Here is a 23,937-nt window from a genome sequence, read left to right on the forward strand (position 1 = left end):
CTCTGTATTATGGTATTTTTGTTCTACTAGTGAGTTTATTGTTCGATTGCGTGTAGTAAAAAACTAGTTGCCATTTGGAATTGTTGGTCGTTTTGACGGTCTACTTTATAATTTTTTAATGTTTCATTCAAGCTATTAAAGAAGGTCGTATCCATATAAAATTCATCTTCTGCTAGTTTTAATTTTTTCTGTTTTCGATAAAGGTTAACCGCTTCAGCCGTTGTATCATCCATATAACCATCTAAGCGATCAATCTGATAGCCAAGTTTCTGCAAGGCATTTTGAGAATAAGAAATTTCCTCGCTCATATCGCCCACTTTAAACTTCCCTGTCAGAGGATGTAGTTGAAAAGCGAATAATTCATTTTGCTCAATTACTAAGCTTGCCTCAATGCCTTGCCCATGAATCCATTCACGTTTTGGTGTTAGCCATTTATTCGTGGATAATTTAAGCTCTCCGCCATTCGAAAGCTCCCAGGATTCCTGTACAGTTCCTTTCCCAAAGCTCTTCACCCCAACAAGAGAAGCACGCCCCCAGCTTTTTAAGGCTCCGCTCAATACTTCACTTGCAGACGCACTTCCTTGATTTTGTAAAACAACAATCGGAATTTTGTTCATTTTTTCTAAATATTTTTCATCGATACCTTTTGTTTGTGTTTTTAATGGTTCCATAGCACCTTCAGCATTTTGCATATATGCAAATACCTTGCCACTATCTAATACTGTGCTTAGTAGCGCTGCGACGCTATGTAAATACCCCCCTGGATTATCACGAACATCAATAACAATTCCTTCAACATCTTTCCGAAGTAATTTACTTGTTTCAGCAACCCATTCATTTGCCGTCTTCTCACCAAACAGTGAAATCGAAACATAGCCAATTGCTGTATCCTCTACTTTTACAACTTCACTTGAGACAGTCTTGTTAGAGATCGCAGCCCGCTCCATTGTCATCTTAATATGCTTATCCTCACTTGGACGGTAAACAACAATGGTAACCTTCGTCCCCTTCTCCCCTTGAATTAAATGCATCAATTCGCTCATCGTTTTACCATCTACACGAATACCATCAACTTGTACAATTTCATCGAGTGAACGCATTCCAGCCTTCTCTGCTGGTGATGAACGAACAGGGGAAACTACGATAAATTTCCCTTTATTTTCTGAGAGTTCAATCCCAATACCTACTCTTTCTTCAGCTAGCATTTGTCGATGTTGCTCAGCCTCTTCCTTGGAATAATAAGTGCTGTAAGGGTCCTTAATGGCATCTGCCATACCACGAAGGGCTCCTTCCACCAAAGCATCCTTTTTTGTACTGTATACTGATTTTTCTTCAATGAGGGTTATGGCCTCACCAATTGTGTCAACCTCCGTAACAGGCTCCTTTTTATCACCAATATTAAACCAATCAAAGTAAATACCACTGCCTACCACTAAACTACTAAGTAGGACACCGACACCGGCCGTTAATTTGCGCAAATCTTCCCTCCTCCGTCTCTTTTACTGTATGACACTATTTTTTCAAACATACAAGATTAGTTTTCAAAATTATGATTTGAGGAGATACTTTCTATCACTTTGTGAGCAATCGGCATTACTCTGTAGAAATGTAAAAAACTTCTATGCATGATGAGATTCCTCATCACGGTGTCACCGTAAAATAAAAAAATCTGCTCGTTTCTACTATAGAAACTGAACAGATTTTTTATGAATTAATCTAATGCATCTACATATTCTTTTAACATATCCACGTCCATTGGTCCTTTAATGGCACGTTGAATATAGCCGTTTGAATCAATAAAATAAGTTGTCGGAATGGTGATAATTTGGTAGTCTGAGCCTGCTGAATTTTCAGGATCCAACAAAATTGGGAATGTTAGCTCAAAGCTATCTCTAAAAGTCATCACCGTATCCACTTTCGCATCCGCTGTCACATCACGCTCAGCAGATGTTAAATTGACTGCTACGATTTCTACATTTTTTTCTTTGCCATATTTATCATAGAAACTTTGCATATGGGGCATTTCTGCCTTACATGGTGGACACCATGTCGCCCAGAAATTTAATACAACCTTCTTTCCACGAAGATCACTTAATGTGATATCTTCCCCATCTAAGCTTGTTAATGTAAAATCAGGCGGTGTATCTCCATTTCCTAAACCAATTTCTCGCTCCCCTATATCCTTGCCAAGAGCAGATTTTTCAATCGCTCTGTCTTCATTAATTTGCTGTCTAACATATGTACCAATCATCGCAACTACTAAAAGCACGACAATCAGTAGTCCAATATTTTTTTTCATTCTTACCCTCCCAATTTGATTCGTTCTTCTTGTTCTAAAACTATACCAAGACAAAGCAATAATAAACTCATACCTACAGCCGTTTGCCCTATACCAAGTGGCTGGAAGAAGGCAACAATGATTAGACCAACTGTATACAGTATTAAGCCTCGTTTTACTCCTCCCTGCATTTTCCATAGTATGAAGACGGTCAATACACTTAGTACCATTAATGTAGTAACTTCACTCGTTGTAGAGTTGTCGTTGAACAGCACTACAAGCCATTGATAAATGGATTGAGTTAAGATGATCGCCCAGCTATACGCCATTATACGATGGCCTTGTAACGAGAGATTATGTCGCTTCCGCCATACTTGCAAAGATGCAGCGATGACGCCAAGAAAAACACCAACTGTACCTCCATTGAAATAAAGTAATGAGATAGGCTGCGCCACCACTGATTTAAAGTCAGTGACAAGCAAGCTAAACTTCCACACAAGTATAAATGTAAAGGCTGCATCACTATATGCCTCAGACCACTTTTTTGAAAATTGTAAGCGCAGAATAAGCCAAACTATGAAAAATGTAATAAGTAGAGCAATTGCAGTTGCTGGTAAAGTTAGTGCTCGGATGGAGTACCAATTTGTATTGATCACTCTCTAATCCACCTCCGAAAGATACATACAGCATAGCATAGAACTTTTCAACATAAGCCAATTTCACACTGTGTTCAGAAAATCTTAAGAAATATACCCCACTACGTATATATTCATCATAACATTAAATAGAATCTGATCATAGGAAAAGGGAGGAGCTTCGCTAGTTCCACGTCCTAACAATATTGCTGTTTACCCAAATAGTTATGGTTAGCTAGTAATTCAATTTTTTCGTTGGAGCACTAAACATATTTAGGTCCTTCATAATGCTGAAGGACAAAAAAAAGCTACACACTAGATTGCTCTAATGTATAGCTGATAGTTTACAATGGAATATATTTTAGCGGGTTTACACTACCAACTGCTTGTCCTCTCCAAGGTCCAATGTGCACTTCGAAGTGTAAGTGTGGACCAGTAGAACGACCAGTGCTACCCATTGCAGCAATTTGCTGACCTTGCGTTACTTCTTGTCCTACACTCACATTAAATGAATTTAAATGTGCATAGACAGTTGTATAAATTTGCCCATCCACCGAATGCGTCAGAATGACAACATTTCCATAGGAACTTAGTGGTGCAGCGTAAGCAACTACTCCATCCGCTGCTGCCCAAATTGGTGTCCCTGTTGAATTGGCGAGATCCACACCATAATGGAATTCAGGGCCTGCTCCAAGGTTCCGCCATCCATAAGGTGATGTTAAACGACCATTCGTTGGTTTTATCCATGTGCCGTTCGATTGTGGGGCATTAACTGTACCACCTGATGAGCCGCCACCGCCATTGTTGGCAGCAGCTGCAGCCGCTGCAGCTGCGGCTGCTTTACGTTTTGCTTCTTGCTGACGAGCAATTTCAGCTAAACGTTTTTGCTCAGAAATAATTTGATCCTGTAATTCTTGGCTTACTTCCAAAGCCTCTGAATATTCTTTTTCAAGTAATACTTTTTCTGATTTTAGCTTTTCTTGCTCTTTTTCTAATTGGTCAACTAATTTATTTTTCTCAGTCTTTTGGCTATTTAAGGAAGCCTTTAATCGTTCAAGCTCCGCTCGTTGACCTTCCAACTTTTTACGTTTTTCTTCTACAATTTGCTTTTGTTCTTCTAATTTTTGCTTATCATCTTTTTGATCTTGAATAATTTGACGATCCGCTTCCATTAAGGCATTGACCGCAGAGAATCGATCAATAAAGTCTACAAAACTATTAGAACCTAATAATACGTCTAAATAGCTAACAGAGCCTCCTGCTTGAATTGCTCGAGCCCGCTCTTGTAATAAAACATCGCGCTCTTCAATTTTATGCAATAGTTCTTTAATAGACTCTTCTAGTTTTTTTATTTCTTCATTCGTTGCTTGAATTTCGGCTTGTACTTTTTTTATATCACTATTTGTTTTGTCGATTTCAGCGTTTAATGCTTGAATTTGATCTATGATTTTTTGTTGTTTTTCTTGATTCGCTGTAATGGCATTTGATTTGTTTGAAATGGATGAATTTAATTCATTTTTCTTTGTTTCAATTTGCTTTTTCTCTTCTTTTAAATCCGATAAACTTGTTGCAAACGCTGATGGAGTTTGGATAAAAAGAATTAGAGCAGATGCTACTGCAAGTGTTTTCAATGTGTTTTTTGCCTTACTTTTCACCGATTGAACTCCCCTTCGACTATTTTTCCCACTCACAAATATCCGCTGTGAGTGTAAACTAAATTTTTAAAAACTTACGCACTGACATGAAGCTTCCCCAAATACCGATCAACACACCAATAAGTAACAGAAGACCGCTCACCTGATACACGAGTGGAGAAAAATCTAATACTTGAATGAGCTCACCTTGTAAACGAGGTGCAATAATTTTATATATATTGTGGTAAAGGGTTGTGACAACCGCAATCGGAATAATAGAACCTAAAATTCCGAGCCACATACCTTCCAATAGGAACGGGATACGCACGAATGAGTTCGTGGCACCTACTAGTTTCATAATTTCAATTTCATCTCGTCGAGCAATAATCGTAATTCGAATAGTATTTGAAATTAAGAAAATCGCTGTGAATAATAACCCTAAAATAAGCACGATTCCTACATTACGACTCATATTTAAGAAGTTAAATAGTTTTTCTACTTTGCCTTCACCATACATAACGTCATATGTATACTCATATTTATCAATCGCCTTCGCCACTTTTGCCGTTTGCTGAGGCTCTGTTGCTTTTACATAAATTACATTACGTAATGGGTTACTTTGCTCAAATAGCTTAAAATCGTCACCAAAATCTTTAACTAATTTGGTTAACTCATCTTCCTTAGTTGAGTAGTTCATTTCAGAGACACCGGGCAATTTTTTAACTTTCTCAATGAGCGCTTTTTCTGCCGCCTCATCTGCTGTTTCATCAATTAAGACTTTAATCTCAACGTCGTTTTCTAAATCCGATGCCACTTTATTTAAATTCATCATAATAAGCGCAAAAACGCCAACTAGGATAAGTGTAACTGTGACTGCACTGACAGACGCAATCGTCATCCAGCTATTTCGTCCAAGAGACTTAATACTTTCACGGAAGTGACGCTTTACAGTACTAAATTTCATAGCCGTATTCACCTCCGTGTTCATCACGGACAATTAACCCGCCCTCAATAGCGATAACTCGACGTCGAATCGTATTCACAATCTCACGGTTATGGGTCGCCATTACAATGGTTGTCCCCCGCGCATTAATTTCTTCAAATAAATTCATAATCTCCCATGAAGTTTCAGGATCAAGGTTCCCCGTAGGTTCATCCGCAATCACAACTTTTGGTACATTGACGATAGAGCGTGCAATGGACACTCGTTGTTGCTCTCCCCCTGAGAGCTCATTCGGAAACATTCTAGCTTTATGCTTTAATCCAACAAGCTCTAAAACTTCCATAACGCGACGTCTAATCTCATCAGGTTGTTCCTCGATTACTTCTAGCGCAAACGCTACGTTCTCATAGACATTCAAACGAGGTAATAATTTAAAATCTTGGAAAACAACTCCAAGTTGACGACGCAAATATGGGACTTTCTTATTCTTTAACGTTGCTAAATCGATACCATTTACAATAATCTGCCCTGACGTTGCTTTTTCTTCACGGTACATCAATTTGATAAATGTAGATTTACCTGCACCACTTGGGCCTACTACATACACAAATTCACCCTGCTTTATGTTTACAGAAATACCATTTGTCGCAACAACGCCATTGGGGTACTTCTTCGTTACATTTTTCATTTCTATCATGATTAAACCACCTAAAACTCTCACTATGTAAGAGGTATTTCATTTACTATTATAGCACTCTATTTCTGTTTTTTTATTACAGTTTCATTTCAATCCGTGGCAGTTCCTTCTATTTCGTTCTTTCCTTGCCATAATCCTTAAAAATTTGACATAAAATAAAAACAGCAATCGACGACATCTATTGTCGATTGTTGTTTCAAAAGAAAAAAGCATCCAGGCAATCAGCCTGAATGCTTTGTATTAAACTTGCTGCTCGTCTGTTGTTGTGTAGCGAATTAAAACAGCACCTGTTTTTGATTCTCCTTCGATAAATAAGCGATTTGCATGTTCAACTTCTTTATCAAAACGAACAACTTTAGAGAGGAATTGATCCTGCGACTCCATTTTGGAAACATCATGTATACCGACGTCTACTTTCCCAAAATTCGTCACCACTTTACCACTTAATGAAATAGTTCGAGGCACGTATAATTCAACCGCTCCCGCAACCGTTTGAGCTTTTATTTTGGATGAATTTGTTGAGCATGTCGTCACCACAACATGTCCATTAACAGATTTAGCTTCTACTTCGTCCAACGCACCATCTAAATAAACACGTCCATTTAATGTTTCAGCTTCTAAATCTTTCCCGCGAACCTTTGTTAATTCAATGGAGCCATTAGAGGAATCTACTTCCGCTTTCCCAAAACTGAACTTAGTCCCTTTAATAGCACCGTTTAATGTTTTCACCTTTAATTCTTCAACATCTGTATCCTGTAATGAAACACTACCATTCATCAGTCGGACAGATAATTTTTCAAGTTTATCCTTTGGAACTAGTACCTTTGCATTGACTTGAACAAGCTTTAATTGGCTCAAAATTCGAAGTGAATGCTCATCCTCTTTCACAACAAATTGCTCTAAAAAGTAATTGCGTGTTTCTTCTTCATTATCATTCATAAGCGGTGCCTTCACCTTGCAAATAACTTGAATCGTATCTCCTTCACTGGATTCCAATGAAAAGTTACCATTCGGTAATTCAGCAATAATGCTTTCTACATTGGCAGCAGCCACTTCTTCTGTATGCGTAAACTCAAATTTATCGCCAAACGGAGAAGCTACATCAAATTCCTTCACCTTTTTGACAGCTGTATTCATCATATCCATAAAGAGAGAACCAATCTGTGTTAAATCCTTACGAAAATCTTGCATCTCATCTTGGAAATGTTTCATAAAATCTTCTTTTTTCTTGTCGCCATCTTTAGACTTTTCTTCAAATAATGACTCTTTGTCAGATGAAAATGACTGTGACTCTTTAGACACATCATCCATAACATTTTGAGTAGATTTGCCGGTTTGCTCTAATGCTTCTAATAATGTAATCGCCTCTTGTGCCGAAATCGTACCTTTTTCTACAAGTTCTAAAATTCGTTGACGTTCATTTTGCATAACTAAATAGCCTCCCTCAGTTCGTTATACTATTTATACGATTCTTTTTTTGAAAAGTTTCACTGCAAAATTGAAATAAAATGGATTTTTTATTACAACGAAGGCTTTCCTTCTTGTCAGCTTGAAAGATGTGCTCCCATTCTTCTTTAATTCTATGGATTGAGTTGCGCTTTTCGTATTCCGATTGAAGGCCGGGATTAGGATTTAGAAGCTTGTGCTAATACTGCTTCCATTCTAAGGCGGTCATGTTCTAAAATTGGTTTTAAATATTTTCCTGTGTAAGAACCTGGCACTTCTGCCACTTCTTCAGGTGTACCTGTTGCAATAATCGTACCCCCTTTGTCTCCACCCTCTGGACCTAAATCGATAAGATAATCAGCCGTTTTGATTACATCTAGATTATGTTCAATAACTAATACGGAGTCACCATTTTCAACAAGACGTTGTAGCACTACAAGTAAACGTGCAATATCGTCTGCATGTAAGCCTGTCGTCGGTTCATCTAGAATATAGAATGATTTACCTGTTGAACGTCGATGTAATTCAGATGCTAATTTTACACGCTGCGCCTCTCCTCCAGACAAGGTTGTGGCAGGTTGTCCTAATTTCATATAACCTAATCCAACATCAACAATAGTTTGAAGCTTACGTTGAATTTTTGGAATATTTTCGAAGAATACTACTGCATTTTCAATCGTCATATCTAAAATATCTGCAATACTTTTGTCTTTATATTTCACTTCAAGTGTTTCCCGATTATAGCGTTTGCCGTGACATACTTCACAAGGAACATACACATCAGGAAGGAAATGCATTTCTATTTTAATAATTCCATCTCCACGGCATGCTTCACAGCGGCCACCCTTGACATTAAAGCTAAAGCGACCTTTTTTATAGCCACGCACCTTTGCTTCATTCGTGGTAGCAAAAACATCGCGTATATCATCAAAGACTCCCGTGTAAGTAGCTGGATTCGAGCGTGGGGTACGGCCAATTGGAGATTGGTCAATATCGATGACTTTTTCAAGCTCATCCATCCCTGTTACCTCTTTATGTTCTCCCGGTTTAACCTTGGAACGATTCAGCTTCTGTGCCAATGATTTATATAAAATTTCATTAATCAGCGTGGATTTCCCTGAACCAGATACACCTGTCACTGCGACAAATAAGCCAAGTGGAACATCGACTTTGACATTGCGTAAATTATTTTCCTTGGCACCCTTAATCGAAAGCTTACGACCATTTGGTTGACGTCTTTCAACTGGCAATGGGATAAATTTTTTCCCGCTTAAATATTGTCCTGTTAAAGATTTATTATTTTCCATGACTTCCTGTGGTGTACCAGCTGCAACAATTTGGCCACCATGTACACCTGCACCTGGTCCAACGTCAATCAGATAATCAGCTGCTAGCATCGTATCCTCATCATGCTCCACCACAATCAGTGTATTACCAATATCTCGCATGTTTTGTAAGGTGCTAATCAAGCGATCATTATCACGTTGGTGTAAGCCAATCGATGGTTCATCTAAAATATATAGAACGCCTGTTAATCGTGAACCGATTTGAGTAGCAAGGCGAATACGTTGTGCTTCCCCACCAGATAATGTACCTGCTGCACGACTTAAAGTTAAATAGTCTAAACCTACATTAACAAGGAAGCCCAGTCGTTCTTCAATTTCCCGTAAAACTAGACGAGCAATTTTCATATCCTTTTCAGTGAGATCTAGCTCTTTGAAAAATGTGTCGGCTTCCTGAATTGAATATTGTGTCACCTCACCAATATGTTTGTCGGCAACTTTTACAGCTAATGTTTCTGGCTTTAAACGATAGCCTTTACAAGAAGGACAAGCCTGTTGTGCCATATATTTTTCCATTTGCTCACGAACATAATCTGAAGTTGTCTCTTTAAAACGACGCTCTACATTTCGGACAACACCTTCAAATTCAATCATTTGGTCTCGTACATTGCCAAACTCATTTTCATAATGGAAGTGAATCTTCTCTTTACCTGAGCCAAATAACACTTTGTCCATCTTGTCTCTTGGTAACTCTTTCACTGGCACATCCATTGGAATATTATAGTGATCACAAACTGCTTTTAATAATTGTGGATAGTACTGTGAACTTGTTGGCTCCCAAGGTGCAATAGCATGCTCTAATAAAGAACGATCCCAATCCGGCACCACTAAATCTAAATCCACCTCTTGCGTCGAGCCTAAGCCGTCACAGCTTGGACAAGCACCAAACGGACTATTAAATGAAAACATGCGTGGCTCTAGCTCGCCAATAGAAAAACCACAAATAGGACAGGCATGATGTTCACTAAATAGTAATTCCTCATGCTCCATGACGTCTACAAGCACACGACCATCTGCCAAACGAAGAGCTGTCTCTAAAGAATCACTTAAACGTGCAGCGACACCTTCCTTCATTACAACACGGTCGATCACTACCTCAATAGAGTGTTTTTTATTTTTATCAAGATCAATCGCATCATCTAAATCTCGTAAATCTCCATCAATTCGCACACGAACGAAGCCTTGCTTTTTTAAATCTTCTAGCAGTTTTACATGTGTTCCTTTACGGCCAGAAACCATTGGAGCAAGGAGCTGCATTTTGGTTCTTTCTGGATAAGTTAATAAACGGTCCACCATTTGCTCAATCGTTTGGGAAGTAATTTCTATCCCGTGATTCGGACAAATCGGTTTACCAATACGTGCATATAGTAAACGTAAGTAATCATAGATTTCTGTAACCGTCCCTACCGTAGAGCGTGGGTTACGACTCGTTGTTTTTTGGTCTATTGAAATAGCAGGCGATAATCCTTCGATTGCATCAACATCTGGTTTATCCATCTGCCCAAGAAACTGACGCGCATAGGCGGAAAGTGACTCGACATAACGTCGTTGTCCCTCCGCATAAATCGTATCAAACGCTAATGAAGATTTACCTGAGCCTGATAATCCTGTTAAAACGACTAATTGATCACGTGGAATTGTGACATTAATATTTTTTAAATTATGAGCACGTGCACCTTGCACGACAATTTCAGTATTTTTCACAAGTCATTCACCCTTCTACCTTCAATTCAAATATTGTATCTCGAAGCTCAGCTGCACGTTCGAAATCTAGCGCTTTTGCTGCTTCCTTCATTTCTATTTCTAGAGAAGCTAAGAGCTGGTCTCTTTCTGCCTTTGTCAGCTTTTTGCCCTTCGTCGCCTTTGTTACATAGGATTCTTCTTCTTCTGCCACTTGTGTAGCACGAATCACTTCTGGTATTTTTTTACTAATAGTTTGAGGCGTAATACCATGCTCTTCGTTATAGGCCATTTGCAATTCACGACGACGTTTTGTTTCATCGAGCGCCTTTTTCATCGAGTCGGTTACATGATCTGCATACATAATGACATGACCGTTCGCATTACGCGCAGCTCGGCCAATCGTTTGAATGAGTGAACGTTCTGAACGTAAAAATCCTTCTTTATCAGCGTCTAATATGGCTACAAGTGATACTTCAGGAATATCAAGTCCTTCACGCAATAAGTTAATTCCAATTAGTACATCGTAAGTGCCCTTCCGTAGCTCACGAATAATCTCAATACGCTCTAATGTTTTAATCTCAGAATGCAAATACTCAACCTTTAAGCCCATTTCCTTCAAATAGGCCGTTAAATCCTCTGACATTTTCTTTGTTAGCGTTGTTACTAATACTCGCTCATCACATACAATTCGACCTTGAATTTCATCGATTAAGTTATCTATTTGCCCTTCAATTGGGCGGACATCTATTAATGGATCCAGTAAACCAGTAGGTCGAATAATTTGCTGGATCATTTCTGGTGTATGTTCCAACTCATAGGGTCCAGGTGTGGCAGATACATAAATAGCTTGATGTACTCGATTTTCGTATTCTTCAAAACGTAATGGACGGTTATCTAGCGCAGATGGCAAACGGAAACCATGTTCTACGAGTACCCCTTTACGCGCTTGGTCACCGTTGTACATCCCTCGTACCTGTGGAAGAGTTACGTGACTTTCATCTACGACAAGCAAAAAGTCCTCAGGGAAATAATCAAGCAACGTATATGGAGTCGCACCTGCTTCACGTAAAGTTAAGTGACGTGAATAGTTCTCAATCCCTGAACAAAAGCCCATTTCACGCATCATTTCTAAATCATAACGTGTCCGTTGCTCTAGACGCTGAGCCTCTAATAATTTATCCTCGGCACGCAGTAAAGCTAGACGATCCTCTAATTCTTTTTCAATGTTTTCTATCGCTTTTCGCATTTTTTCTTCTCGTGTAACGAAGTGGGATGCTGGGAAAATAGCGACATGCTCTCGATCTGATAGTATTTCTCCAGTTAAAGCATCTACCTCACGAATGCGATCAATTTCGTCCCCAAAAAACTCGACACGAATACAATGCTCATCACGTGAGGCTGGGAAAATCTCTACTACATCTCCTCGTACCCGAAACGTCCCGCGTGTAAAACTAACATCATTGCGCTCATATTGAACATCTACAAGTTTGCGCAGTAGCTGATTACGTTCAATTTCCATACCCGTGCGGATCGAGACAACCATTTCACGATATTCTTCTGGAGAACCAAGACCGTAAATACAGGATACAGATGCAATAATAATGACATCATCACGCTCAAATAATGCAGAAGTTGCAGAGTGGCGTAGCTTATCAATTTCATCGTTAATGCTAGAATCCTTTTCTATATAAGTATCTGTCTGCGGTACATAGGCTTCTGGTTGGTAATAATCATAGTAACTAACAAAGTATTCTACAGCGTTATTTGGAAAGAACTCTTTGAACTCACTATATAATTGGCCCGCCAACGTTTTATTGTGTGCCATAATGAGTGTCGGTTTTTTAACCTGCTGGATTACATTTGAAATCGTAAATGTTTTCCCAGTTCCTGTTGCACCAAGTAATGTTTGATGACGCTTGCCTGCTTTCACACCCTCCACTAATTCCGCAATTGCCTGTGGCTGATCTCCATTAGGCTGATATGGCGCTTGTAAATCAAAAGTTTGCACACCTGTCCCCGTCCTTTCGTTCCAATTTGTACATATATTTTAGCATAGCAATATTAAAATTTCGAACATTTGACGAACGAATGTTTGTAAAAATTTTTTTCTATCCCTAAAATGGAAGATGGATACTCAACCTTCTACTCTCATAATAGCCGTTTCGTCAGGTTTTCAAGCCTTATCTAGTAATGAGGTGTCAATTGTAGAATGGTAGTCGTTCCTTCTCTTTTCTCATTTTTAGAGCAATACTTTTTATACATTAGGTGAATGGCACAGCCACTCTATCATCTCCAAAAAAAATCCCGCTCTCCATAGTCGCGGAGAGCGGAATTATTAATATGATTCATCTTCTGATTGCTGCAAGGAATTGAGTTCGGTTGCGTATTGATAAAATGCGTTTTCATCTTTTTCATCGAGCGCTCTATCTATTAAAACGATGAGCTGCTCTTGTCGATGCATACGCTGGATACGATTTAAAAATAAATCTAAATAAATCTCGTTTAATAATTTCTCTGCCTCATCAACTTTTTTTGACTGACCAACGGCTTTTAGAAAATCTGTGTACGAATAATATTTATCCAACGATCTCACCCCGATCCTTTTCTAAATTATATGAAAATTGAAATTAAAAAGCAATGCTTACGATTTGAAAATAACTTGGATTAACTAGTAAACTCGTGAAATTTAAAGCAAATTCTCTAAGCATTTCATTCATTTATCAACCTTGTTTCATTACTTTGTATATTTTTTGAAATTCATTTTATGTACTACACTACGGTTATCAATAGAAAAGGGAGGCACTTTCAAAATGACTAGTAAATTTGTAAATGGCTATTTAATTTCCTTTAACACTTACTTGCTCCAACCAGTTCAGCATGACACTAAAGTTTTCACTCATGTTATAGACAAACATAATGAGCTAATTGTTACTCGGAAGCCGATGCATGTACTGCGAAAATCTTGTATTTCATTAGGCTCCACCTATGAAGCAGCAAAGCAATCTGCTAAACGCTTTTTTGGTAATCAACATAAGCTACCAATCGTCGTGGCCTTTGATTATGGTTTTCCTTGCATCTTTCTACCAACCTATTCACCTAATTCCATTCATAATATATGGATAGGGCTCCATGCGATTATTAATATTACGCCGAGCGAAACAGGATGTGTGGTCACATTAAAAAACGATCAAAAGATTGAGCTACCTATTCAATATGCTTCTATTAGTAAACAGTTTGTGAATGCTTCTATGCTCTATAAACATTACATGAATGAACGAAAACAACTTAGTCAAGATTCACCCTATCATCCATTCTTTTAACTAAAAAATCCCCCAAGAAACAACTCTTGGGGGATGGCTATTAGTTAATTTTTGAACGTAAGTAAGCATTAATAAATGGATCTACATCGCCGTCCATTACCGCTCCGACATTCCCTGTTTCTTCATTCGTACGGTGATCTTTTACCATTGAGTATGGATGGAATACATACGAGCGAATTTGTGAGCCCCAGCCAATGTCCTTTTGTTCACCACGGATCTCATCAAGCTGTGCCTGTTGCTTCTCTAACTCTAATTGATATAATTTCCCTTTTAACATAGCCATCGCTTTCTCACGGTTTTTAATTTGTGAACGTTCTGCTTGGCATTGTACAACCGTACCAGTCGGGATGTGTGTAATACGAACAGCTGAATCTGTTGTATTAATATGCTGACCACCCGCACCTGTCGCACGATACGTATCAATTTTCAAATCCTCTGTACGAATATCAATTTCAATATTTTCGTCAAATTCTGGCATGACATCGCAAGAAACGAAAGAAGTATGTCGACGGCCTGATGAATCAAATGGTGAAATACGCACTAGGCGATGGACACCTTTTTCGGCTTGTAAATAGCCGAAAGCATTATGACCTTTAATTGAAATGGTTACAGATTTAATACCTGCCTCATCACCAGGAAGATAATCCATTGTTTCCACCTTAAAGCCACGCTTCTCAGCCCATCGTGTATACATACGTAGTAGCATAGAACCCCAGTCTTGTGACTCTGTTCCACCTGCTCCTGGATGCAACTCTAAAATAGCATTGTTTTGATCGTATGGACCACTCAATAATAATTGCAGCTCAAAATCAGCCATTTTTTGTTGAAATTCTACCAGTTCTTTTCCTAACTCTTCCTGCAATTCTTCGTCTGGCTCTTCACGTAAAAGCTCCAGTGTCATATCTAAGTTCTCATGTATTTCTTCTAACTCTTTATATTCATTGACGATTGCTTTTAAACCATTGCCCTCATTAATGATCACCTGTGCACCTTGCTGATCATCCCAGAATCCGGGCTCTAGCATCATTTCATCTAGCTCCTGTATACGTGCCTCTTTGTTTTCTAAGTCAAAGAGACCCCCTGAAGTCCACCAATTTTTTGGCTGTAGTGTCTAACACATTGCGTACATCTGCTAATTCAATCATTGTAAAATCCTCCGAACGTTAGTAATGGAGACTAGTGTGAAAGCTCCGATCTTACTATTATAACGTTTTTACCGAGGAAAACATACATAAAAACACTACTCTACGTCTCGTCCTCAAGCATATCAAGCGCAAAACGTTGAAATACTTTCACACGATCATATTGAACAAGTAAATGCTTCGTTCTTCGCTCTAATCTATATTTTAATAAAAATGCCCGCTGAATACGATACTCTATCGTTTTGACACTAACATCTACAATAATATCCTGACCATTCGTAAAGATTATCTTTGTACTCTTTTTATCCACAGAGAAATACTCTTCAATATGATGGACAGCAAACCATATACATTCCGGATGTAGAGGTGACTTGCTTGGAAACCATAAAATATTCCCTCGCTCATCCACAACGATTGGGTTTTTATTAAGCTTACCTAAAATCATTTTTGATCCATCAAAAGCCCCTCTTAAGCTAGAACCATAATAACGCAGATTATAGTCCATTAACTTTGTCGGCGGTATTTTAGAAATATAATCTTTACTTTTTTCCATTACCCTAGTACATAAATTTCCAAAGGAATCATACACAGGCATATACAACATAGTTTCACTACTCATAATATCCTTCTTATGCATCATTATTCCCCCTTTATGCACTTATGTTTTCAGCCTAAATAAAAAAAGAATATACCAATGTCCGTACATTCCCGATTTTTTCTACAAGTCGAAATTGCTTGGAAAACTCTATTTCCACCCACATTTCTCCCACCCCATCTTCAATCTTTTGTCACTCTTAATTCTTTGTTTTCCAACCCATCTAATTATTAGGATAATAGTAAATAATAATAGAAGTATTCTCTAAAACTAAATTCCTAATATTACAGCTATTGTATACCCACATTTTACTATTGTCTATAAATTATGACTTTTATGACAATATTTTATTTTTTTATACAAAAAAAGATCATTTCAACATACAGTTAAAATGATCTTTTCCATTTCTATTATTGAGCTGCACCATGACAGTTTTTAAACTTCTTACCACTTCCACAAGGACATAAATCATTGCGTCCAATATTTTCAGCTTTACGAACGGGTTGCTTTTTCGGAGCAGGACCGCCTTCTTCTTTCGGATTAACAGCCTGACCTTTCGCCACCTCTTCACGCTCAAGATTGCTGCGAATTTCAGCCTTCATTGCATACTTCGCAACATCCTCGCGAATGGAAGCGACCATATCTTCGAACATCGCAAAACCTTCTTGTTGATATTCACGTAGCGGATCATTTTGACCGTATGCACGCAGATGGATACCTTGACGAAGTTGATCCATAGCATCAATATGATCGATCCATTTTGTATCAATAGAACGTAATAAAATAACTTTTTCAAACTCACGCATACGCTCTGCTGTAAGCTCTTCCTCTTTTTCATCATATCGAGCGTGGACAGCTTCTGAAATCAATTGGTTAATGTCTTCTGCAGATTTACCTTGGAAATCAGCTACTTTTAGTTGACCTTCCTCTAGCAAATTAGCAGCTACAAAGTCATCAATAGCCTTGAGATTCCAATCTTTTTGCTCACCTTGTGTATAGAGTCCGACAACATTGTCGATCGTCTCTTGAATCATCGACTCCACAAGGACGCGCATATTTTCTGTTTCTAGAACATCATAACGCTCTTTATAAATAATCTCACGTTGCTGACGGAGAACATCATCATATTGTAATAAACGCTTACGAGCATCAAAGTTATTACCTTCGACACGTTTCTGCGCTGATTCTACAGCTCTCGACACAACTTTTGATTGCAATGGCTGTGTATCGTCCATACCTAAACGCATCATCATAGCCTTCATATTATCTGAACCGAAACGACGCATTAAATCATCTTCTAGTGATAGATAAAATTGTGTCACCCCTGGATTCCCTTGACGACCAGAACGTCCACGAAGCTGGTTATCAATACGACGGGATTCATGTCGCTCAGTACCAATAACCGCTAACCCGCCAATTTCTAATACACCTTCACCAGGTTTAATGTCGGTACCACGACCCGCCATGTTTGTAGCAATCGTTACAGCACCCTTTGAACCAGCATTAGCAATAATTTCTGCTTCGCGTTCATGGTTTTTTGCATTCAGTACATTGTGAGGGATTTTATGTTTATCAAGCAATTGCGAAATAATTTCAGATGTTTCAATCGCAACCGTACCAACAAGCACAGGTTGTCCTGCCTTATGGCGCTCTGCAATATCAGCAGCCACCGCTTTATATTTTCCTTCCATAGAAGCAAAAATTAAATCTGGACGGTCATCACGAGCAATTGGCTTATTCGTAGGAATCGCAATAACGCTCATATTGTAAATATTGCGGAACTCTTCTTCCTCTGTTTTCGCTGTACCTGTCATACCTGCAAGCTTTTGGTACATACGGAAATAGTTTTGGAACGTAATAGTAGCCATTGTCATCGATTCATTTTGAATCTCAACGCCTTCTTTAGCTTCAATAGCTTGGTGAAGGCCATCCGAATATCGGCGCCCTTTCATTAAACGACCAGTAAAGCCGTCAACAATCACAATTTCGCCCTCTTGGACAACATAATCAACATCATTATGCATACTCACATGTGCCTTTAACGATTGGTTAATGGCATGATTTAAGCGGACATGTGTTAAATCAAATAAATTGTCAATGCCAAATGCCTTTTCAGCCTTTTCAACACCGGCATCCGTTAATGTAACACCTTTTGTTGACTCTTCATATGTGTAATCTGTTTCTGCACTTAACATCCGTACAAACGCATTAGACTGTTTGTACAACTGTGCTGATTTCCCAGCCTGACCCGAAATGATTAATGGCGTACGCGCCTCATCAATTAAAATCGAGTCAACCTCATCGATGACAGCATAGTGAAGCGGACGTTGAACACGCTCTTCTTTATAAAGCACCATATTATCACGTAAATAGTCAAATCCTAATTCATTGTTTGTACTATAAGTAATATCCGCTTCATACGCCGCACGCTTCTCTTCTTTAGAAAGGCTATTTAAATTTAAACCTACTGTAAGACCTAAGAAATTGTACAGCTGTCCCATCTCAGCAGCATCACGGCTAGCCAAATATTCATTGACTGTGACAACATGCACGCCTTTACCAGTAATCGCGTTTAAATAAACCGCCATTGTCGCTGTTAACGTTTTACCTTCACCGGTCTTCATCTCTGAGATATTACCTTCATCAAGGGAAGCCGCACCCATAACTTGAACACGGAACGGATACATCTCTAACACACGTTTCGACGCTTCGCGACAAACAGCAAAAGCCTCCGCACGAATCGAATCTAACTGCTCCCCATCCGTATAACGCTTTTTAAACTCTTCTGTTTTCGCTTGTAATTGATCATCTGAAAGCTGTTCCACTTGAGAAGCGAATCCCTCAACCTGGTCAGCGATTTTTTCTAATTTTTTTAACTCACGTTTATTGAAATCAAATAATTTATTTAATAGGTTTGCCATGAATGTTTTTCACTTCCTATATAGATTCAACTTTCATTTTACCATTGTGTAACAGTTTCATGCAAACAGTCGCCCTATTTACATAAGAAAGTCATACAAAAAAGACTCTCGCCATCGCGAGAGCCTTTGTCATCATGAAGTTTAAGTTGTTTCGATTAAGCCATATTTTCCGTCTTTACGTTTATACACAATATTTGTGCCGTTTGATTCAGCATCTGTAAAGACATAGAAATCATGCCCTAACATATTCATTTGTAATACAGCCTCTTCTTGATCCATCGGTTTTAAATCAAATTGCTTGGTACGTACAATGGAGTATTCTTCTTCATCCAATGTCGTATCAACGACTGCTTGAGTAGTAGCAAAATAAAGGCCTGCCCCTTCACGCTCACGGAATTTACGGTTTACTTTCGTTTTATGCTTACGAATCTGACGCTCTAATTTATCAACAATGAGATCAACCGCAGCATACATATCATTATGACGCTCTTCAGCACGAAGAGTTAAGTTCTTCATTGGGATTGTAACTTCCACTTTTGTTTGCTTGTCATTATAAACCTTTAAATTTACGTTAGCATTGGCGTTAACATCTTCGTTAAAATAACGTTCAACTTTTTCGATTTTATTCTCAACATACTCTCGAATAGCTGGAGTTACCTCAATATTTTCACCACGAATGTTAAAGTTTAACATGTAAACTCCTCCTTTATAACTGCTATACTATCTATTTCTACACAAGTGTGTGAAATTCCTCTAAAATAATTCTTTATTTTACAAAAAACTTTTATAAAATTAATATTGGCTTTGCTTTTTCGCTTCTGCCGCTTCCTTTTTACGTCGTAGCTTTAATTCATCTACAATCAACTCTTCAACACGCCCTTGATCATTAAAATAAACGCCATATTGCTTACCACTACCAAATGGACGACTCCAAATCACTTCACCATAGGCCCGCACCTCTTGCGTATCAAGCACAAAATGGATATCCAATGGTGGAGGATTCACACCTAAATCCACTTCCGTATACATCTTTAACCCACGCGGACTAATATCCAGCAATTCAGCCATAGCCGTCTGCCCATGATTAACTCGCCCATTTTCATAAACAGCAAAAGTTATTTGAACAGGCTCCTCAAATTTAAATCGGAAACCTTCTTGACGCTTAAAAATCATATTCCCACCCCAGTATATTGTTAAACATTTATATTGCTTTGATTATGACACGACGCCCATCTTACAGCTAGGGGAATAAGTAACATATTTTACCGTTGAACAGCCTAATTTATGACTATTTAGTGATAATTTCTAGCAGATGATTCTGTCTTAAAGAAAAGAGACCATCTTGGTGGATGGTCTCTAATAGTGTCTAAATTTGTCCGCTGTTTCCCTGACCAAATTGCTGTTGTCGATTAATGCGAATAACTTCCTTCCACGTATCGCGGAATTCTGTCACTAATCCTTCTACTTCTTCAATAACGGCTACATCATTTTGAATGTTTGCCTCGACTAAACGATGATTCATATATTCGTAAAGAGGTAGCATTTGTTTCGAAATCTCAATATCCATATTAAGCGTTGCCATTAATTCACTTATAATTGCCTGTGACTTAATAAGATTTGTATTTTTTTCTTGGATATCTTTTTCTTGAATAGCTTGTTTCGCCTTATTCAAGAATTTCAAACATCCATTATAAAGCATTAACGTAAGCTCACCAGGTGAAGCAGTTGTGACACTATTTTGTTTGTACGCGTTTTGTGCTGTTAAATTTGCTGCCAATAAAGGACAACTCCTTTGAAAGGTTACTTATTTACTAGTTTAAACCATTTTCCGAAGAAAAGCTATTTGATCAATTACGCCCAAGCGTAATTGTGTCGGGATTTTGAATTGTGATAGCACAATTCACTTCTTTTAAAAATCCTTGGCATACGCTGGGGGCTTATCTTCATTCAGCTTGCGGCTTCCACCACACTGCATGAAGATAAAAGGTCAATTCTTTTTGTCGTAATACATCCCGTCCATCACACGAACATTGGAGTAAGGGTTGAAATATTGCTGTTCACTTTTTTTCGTTTTTTGTAGGTTTGCCATGTCTTGTTTAACTGCATCCATAACAGCTGCTAATCTTTTTTTTATACCATTATCTAATTCAAGTAGTGTACGATGAATGCGGTTCTGTTCATCGAATTGAAAACCTTCTTGTCTCAAGCCTTTAATAATTGTTTCACGCTTGTCCAACATGGTATTAATTGTTTCAATATATTCGTCACGTTCTTCACCATTTGGAATGTCACCTAAATGCTTAAAGAGATTGGCAGACACCTGTAATAGTTGATCTGTTTGATACATAATACTCTCCTATCTAATAAAGAAAGCCTTAGCCTTGCATGAACATGCTTGATTGTTGATTTGCTTTATTAATAGCTTGCTCCATTGCTGTGAATTGTTTCCAGTATCGTGCTTCTATATCCTCTAGTTTTCTTTTCCAAGTGCTGATTCGACTTTCTGTATCAACCAAATTTTTTCCAATTGCATATTGAGCGTCGGTCATCGTAGAGCGGCCTGCTTTTTTTTCAATAGTAATTTCAAAAGTTTTCATCGATTCACGAAGTTTATCTAAATAACCGCGTGTATCGACTGTTTTTCCGTCTACGACATCATCTTTTTTACCTTCACTATTTTTAAAGAGTTTTTCAACTGCATCAGGGTCTTCTTCTAATACTTTTCGTAATTTTGTTTCATCAATTTCTAAAGTACCGCCATCATTATAATTTTTTGATGTTGTAATCCCAATACTAAAGAGGGAATTATATTTTGAGTCAATACCAGAATTTGATTGGTATACTAAAGAACGCATACCTGCAAGCCCTTCACGAATAAGAGTGTCACCTCTTAATAAACCACTCTTCGCTTTTTCTTCCCAAAGCTTAATCTCACTTTCTGACATCTCTTCTCTTTGTTCACTAGTCAACGGCTTATAATCACGATATTTTGTTTCTTTAGTTTGATCATTTAAATCTTTGATAAAACCGTTATAAGTAGTGACAAATTCCTTAATTTTAGCCATGATGTCATCCACATCTGTTGTGGAAGTCATAGTGACCGCTTGTGCTTGTGGAGCAGCATTTACTTTATCCTCGTCAACTACTTTACCGCCACTACCATCATCCTTTAAAATACCTGCTGCAGTTGCATCTGCTGTTGCTGCTTTTTCGGTATTAGTAGCCTCTGTTAAACGAGTTTGAGCTGCTTTTTCTTCAGCAACTGCAGTTAAATACTCGGAACGCTTAATATTTTGATCGGCTAAATCATAAAATTGACCTTTTTTTTCTGGTGATAAGCTATTCCAAATCTCTTTTTGTTTTTCTGTTAAATCTTCAACCTTTTTAGTACCTTCTTGCAACTCTTTAATTAACGCATCGCCTAACTGACTATACTTTTGTTTGAAATCGTCAGCCTGAGCTTTTTCTTGATAAGTTTTTAAAGTTGCTGAATCTGTTGCTATTAAATTAGTTAAATCATCTTTACTTAAAGATTTTAGCGCATCTTTTACTTCCTTTGTAAACTCCGGATTATCATCTATATCTTTATGAATTTTTTCAATTGAATCACTGCTGTTATATGAGAAACGTTTTAATGCATCAATGGCATTTTGATCAAAATCTTTTAATTTTACACCATATTTTTCGTATTCCGCTTGAGCTTTAAAATCTGTAAGCTGATCTTTGTTTGAAAATAGAACATCTAACACATCATTAGATAAATCCTTTAATTTCGCTTTGCTTTCATCACTTAAAGAGCTTCCATCTAGATTATCTTTAATACCTTGTGCAGATGATTGGTTTTTAATGTAATTTATTTCATCAGTTGATAAATTTCTCCACGCATTATTCCCAAGTTTGTTATACTGCACTTGTTGTGATAAAGATAAAGTATTACCAAAGGCGTTTTTATATGCAGTTTCATGGTTAGCTGTATAACTATTAACATCACTAGCACCATAAGCATTTTGTTTTGTAATAAGATTTGCTTGTTTATTTGCTAAATTGGTAGTAGCATTTTTTAATTCTTCCACAGCAGCCTTATATTTATCTGCAATCGTTTGGAGGCCATTAAATGTATCTTTTAACGTTACATTATAGCCTGAAATAGTAAACGTATTTGTTGTTCTTTCTGTAGCTATGCCATTCACAGTGAAAATAGCATTTTTTCCTTCTGTATTTTGAACTTTATTAGGATCAGCAAACCCTAACTTGTTGAAAATATCTAAACCACCTACAACTTTGATTTCATCATCACCTTTAACATCACCAGTGTTTTTGGCAGTAAAGGAGAATCGACCATTTTCAAATACAGCACTAATTCCTGCATTACTAGAATTCACTTTACTAATAAATTGATCAACTGTCATATCAGGAGTAATTTCAATCTTTGTTGCTTCACTTGCTAATTTGCCGTTGGTTTGGATGGCTTTAAACTCTATAGTTCCTGTTGATGCAAAATCGGATATTTTCGTAGTTCCTACAGCATTAACCTGGTCACCAACTTTACGAGCTGCTGTAGCTAATTGAGAAACACCCTCAATTGACAGTGTTCCCGCAGCACTTCCTGTTGCAGTTGCAGATACTAAGTTAGAATTGGAACTAGCTGCAGTTTTAGAAATGAGACTTTTTAGTACTAGATTATCTGATATATAAGTATCAAATGTTTTTAGTTTTGTATTAACACCTCGGTATGCGTCACGTTGCCACTCGTACGTTTGTTTCTTTTGATATAACTTGTTTAACGGTGCTCTTTCCGCATTCATTAATTTTTTTACCAGTGAATCTATATCCATTCCTGAAGCTAAACCGCCGATTCTATTTACCATTATATTTCCTCCTAAATATTCTTATATTTTTTCGTCCACGATCATCCCTAATAACTTTTGCATCTCATAATATGCGTCTAAAAGTTTTTTGGGAGGGATCTCTTTTACGACTTCTTCTGTTTGGGTATCAACAACTTGTACAAAATATCGATCTAAACCGTCATGTAACACAAATTTAGAAGCATTATGATTGATTTGCAAAAATTCATTCACAGTGTCTATCGCATTTTGTAATTTTTCTTTAGATACCTCTTGACTTTCAGCAACTGGTATTTTTTCTCCTTGTGATTGCGTTATTAACTGAGATTTACTAGTAGTCATCGTAGTTTCTTCTAAACTAGCTTTCTGAGAAGATGGTGATGAAGTTGCAGTGCCCACATCTGTAGATTGTCCTTGAGCTGCAATACGCATAATATGTAACCTCCTAAACTT

At 37.8% G+C, this 23,937-nt stretch carries 20 protein-coding genes; 1 reads left to right on the forward strand and 19 read right to left on the reverse strand.

The window, feature by feature from the left end:
• Positions 1–35: 35 nt before the first annotated feature.
• The 10 genes from C9J29_RS02970 to C9J29_RS03015 form a co-directional block, all read right to left on the reverse strand.
• A complete protein-coding gene (locus C9J29_RS02970) occupies positions 36–1,478 on the reverse strand; it encodes a S41 family peptidase (RefSeq protein WP_008178788.1) in 1,443 nt (480 codons plus the stop codon).
• 233 nt (positions 1,479–1,711) lie between these two features.
• Positions 1,712–2,299: a redoxin domain-containing protein gene (locus C9J29_RS02975; RefSeq protein WP_008178790.1), complete on the reverse strand. Its 588-nt coding sequence runs from the start codon at positions 2,297–2,299 to the stop codon at positions 1,712–1,714.
• A gap of 2 nt (positions 2,300–2,301) precedes the next feature.
• Complete coding sequence (locus C9J29_RS02980; protein ID WP_008178792.1) at positions 2,302–2,934, reverse strand: hypothetical protein; 633 nt, start codon at positions 2,932–2,934, stop codon at positions 2,302–2,304.
• 323 nt (positions 2,935–3,257) lie between these two features.
• Positions 3,258–4,568, reverse strand: a complete 1,311-nt coding sequence (locus tag C9J29_RS02985) for a murein hydrolase activator EnvC family protein (protein ID WP_008178793.1) — start codon at positions 4,566–4,568, stop codon at positions 3,258–3,260.
• A gap of 58 nt (positions 4,569–4,626) precedes the next feature.
• Complete coding sequence (ftsX, locus tag C9J29_RS02990) at positions 4,627–5,511, reverse strand: permease-like cell division protein FtsX (RefSeq protein ID WP_008178795.1); 885 nt, start codon at positions 5,509–5,511, stop codon at positions 4,627–4,629.
• Positions 5,501–6,187, reverse strand: coding sequence for a cell division ATP-binding protein FtsE (gene ftsE / locus C9J29_RS02995; RefSeq protein WP_008178797.1), 687 nt, complete (start codon positions 6,185–6,187; stop codon positions 5,501–5,503). The genes ftsX and ftsE overlap by 11 nt, the downstream gene beginning before the upstream one ends.
• A 240-nt stretch (positions 6,188–6,427) precedes the next feature.
• Positions 6,428–7,615, reverse strand: a complete 1,188-nt coding sequence (locus C9J29_RS03000) for a DUF4097 family beta strand repeat-containing protein (protein ID WP_107921576.1) — start codon at positions 7,613–7,615, stop codon at positions 6,428–6,430.
• A gap of 197 nt (positions 7,616–7,812) precedes the next feature.
• Entirely contained in the window at positions 7,813–10,680 is a 2,868-nt protein-coding gene (uvrA, locus tag C9J29_RS03005) for an excinuclease ABC subunit UvrA (protein ID WP_107921577.1), read from the reverse strand.
• A gap of 7 nt (positions 10,681–10,687) precedes the next feature.
• The gene (gene uvrB / locus C9J29_RS03010) at positions 10,688–12,667 is read right to left on the reverse strand and encodes an excinuclease ABC subunit UvrB (protein ID WP_107921578.1); all 1,980 of its coding nucleotides are present in this window, start codon (positions 12,665–12,667) and stop codon (positions 10,688–10,690) included.
• A gap of 327 nt (positions 12,668–12,994) precedes the next feature.
• The gene (locus tag C9J29_RS03015) at positions 12,995–13,243 is read right to left on the reverse strand and encodes an IDEAL domain-containing protein (RefSeq protein ID WP_036123367.1); all 249 of its coding nucleotides are present in this window, start codon (positions 13,241–13,243) and stop codon (positions 12,995–12,997) included.
• A gap of 226 nt (positions 13,244–13,469) precedes the next feature.
• On the opposite strand from C9J29_RS03015, the gene C9J29_RS03020 reads away from it, so the two are divergent.
• Entirely contained in the window at positions 13,470–13,979 is a 510-nt protein-coding gene (locus C9J29_RS03020; RefSeq protein WP_036123364.1) for a competence protein ComK, read from the forward strand.
• A gap of 40 nt (positions 13,980–14,019) precedes the next feature.
• On the opposite strand, the gene prfB is transcribed toward C9J29_RS03020, so the two are convergent.
• From prfB to flaG, 9 genes are all read right to left on the reverse strand, one after another.
• A protein-coding gene (gene prfB / locus C9J29_RS03025) for a peptide chain release factor 2 (RefSeq protein WP_216604756.1) occupies positions 14,020–15,124 on the reverse strand; the annotation gives its coding sequence in 2 pieces (ribosomal slippage) (positions 14,020–15,048 and positions 15,050–15,124; 1,104 coding nt in all).
• A gap of 100 nt (positions 15,125–15,224) precedes the next feature.
• Positions 15,225–15,758, reverse strand: coding sequence for a competence protein ComK (locus tag C9J29_RS03030; RefSeq protein WP_043990529.1), 534 nt, complete (start codon positions 15,756–15,758; stop codon positions 15,225–15,227).
• 368 nt (positions 15,759–16,126) lie between these two features.
• Complete coding sequence (gene secA, locus C9J29_RS03035; protein ID WP_008178811.1) at positions 16,127–18,637, reverse strand: preprotein translocase subunit SecA; 2,511 nt, start codon at positions 18,635–18,637, stop codon at positions 16,127–16,129.
• Between the two features lie 141 nt (positions 18,638–18,778).
• Positions 18,779–19,330, reverse strand: coding sequence for a ribosome hibernation-promoting factor, HPF/YfiA family (hpf, locus tag C9J29_RS03040; RefSeq protein ID WP_008178812.1), 552 nt, complete (start codon positions 19,328–19,330; stop codon positions 18,779–18,781).
• A gap of 99 nt (positions 19,331–19,429) precedes the next feature.
• On the reverse strand, positions 19,430–19,810 hold the full coding sequence (locus C9J29_RS03045; RefSeq protein ID WP_008178814.1) for a PilZ domain-containing protein: 381 nt from the start codon (positions 19,808–19,810) through the stop codon (positions 19,430–19,432).
• A gap of 193 nt (positions 19,811–20,003) precedes the next feature.
• The gene (fliS, locus tag C9J29_RS03050) at positions 20,004–20,414 is read right to left on the reverse strand and encodes a flagellar export chaperone FliS (protein ID WP_089986738.1); all 411 of its coding nucleotides are present in this window, start codon (positions 20,412–20,414) and stop codon (positions 20,004–20,006) included.
• A gap of 210 nt (positions 20,415–20,624) precedes the next feature.
• On the reverse strand, positions 20,625–20,984 hold the full coding sequence (gene fliT, locus C9J29_RS03055) for a flagellar protein FliT (protein WP_008178818.1): 360 nt from the start codon (positions 20,982–20,984) through the stop codon (positions 20,625–20,627).
• A gap of 28 nt (positions 20,985–21,012) precedes the next feature.
• A complete protein-coding gene (gene fliD, locus C9J29_RS03060) occupies positions 21,013–23,505 on the reverse strand; it encodes a flagellar filament capping protein FliD (protein ID WP_107921579.1) in 2,493 nt (830 codons plus the stop codon).
• A gap of 21 nt (positions 23,506–23,526) precedes the next feature.
• Positions 23,527–23,916, reverse strand: a complete 390-nt coding sequence (flaG, locus tag C9J29_RS03065) for a flagellar protein FlaG (RefSeq protein ID WP_107921580.1) — start codon at positions 23,914–23,916, stop codon at positions 23,527–23,529.
• Positions 23,917–23,937 lie beyond the last annotated feature (21 nt).

The sequence above is a fragment of the Lysinibacillus fusiformis genome (assembly GCF_003049525.1).
GTDB classification, from domain to species: Bacteria; Bacillota; Bacilli; order Bacillales_A; family Planococcaceae; genus Lysinibacillus; species Lysinibacillus fusiformis.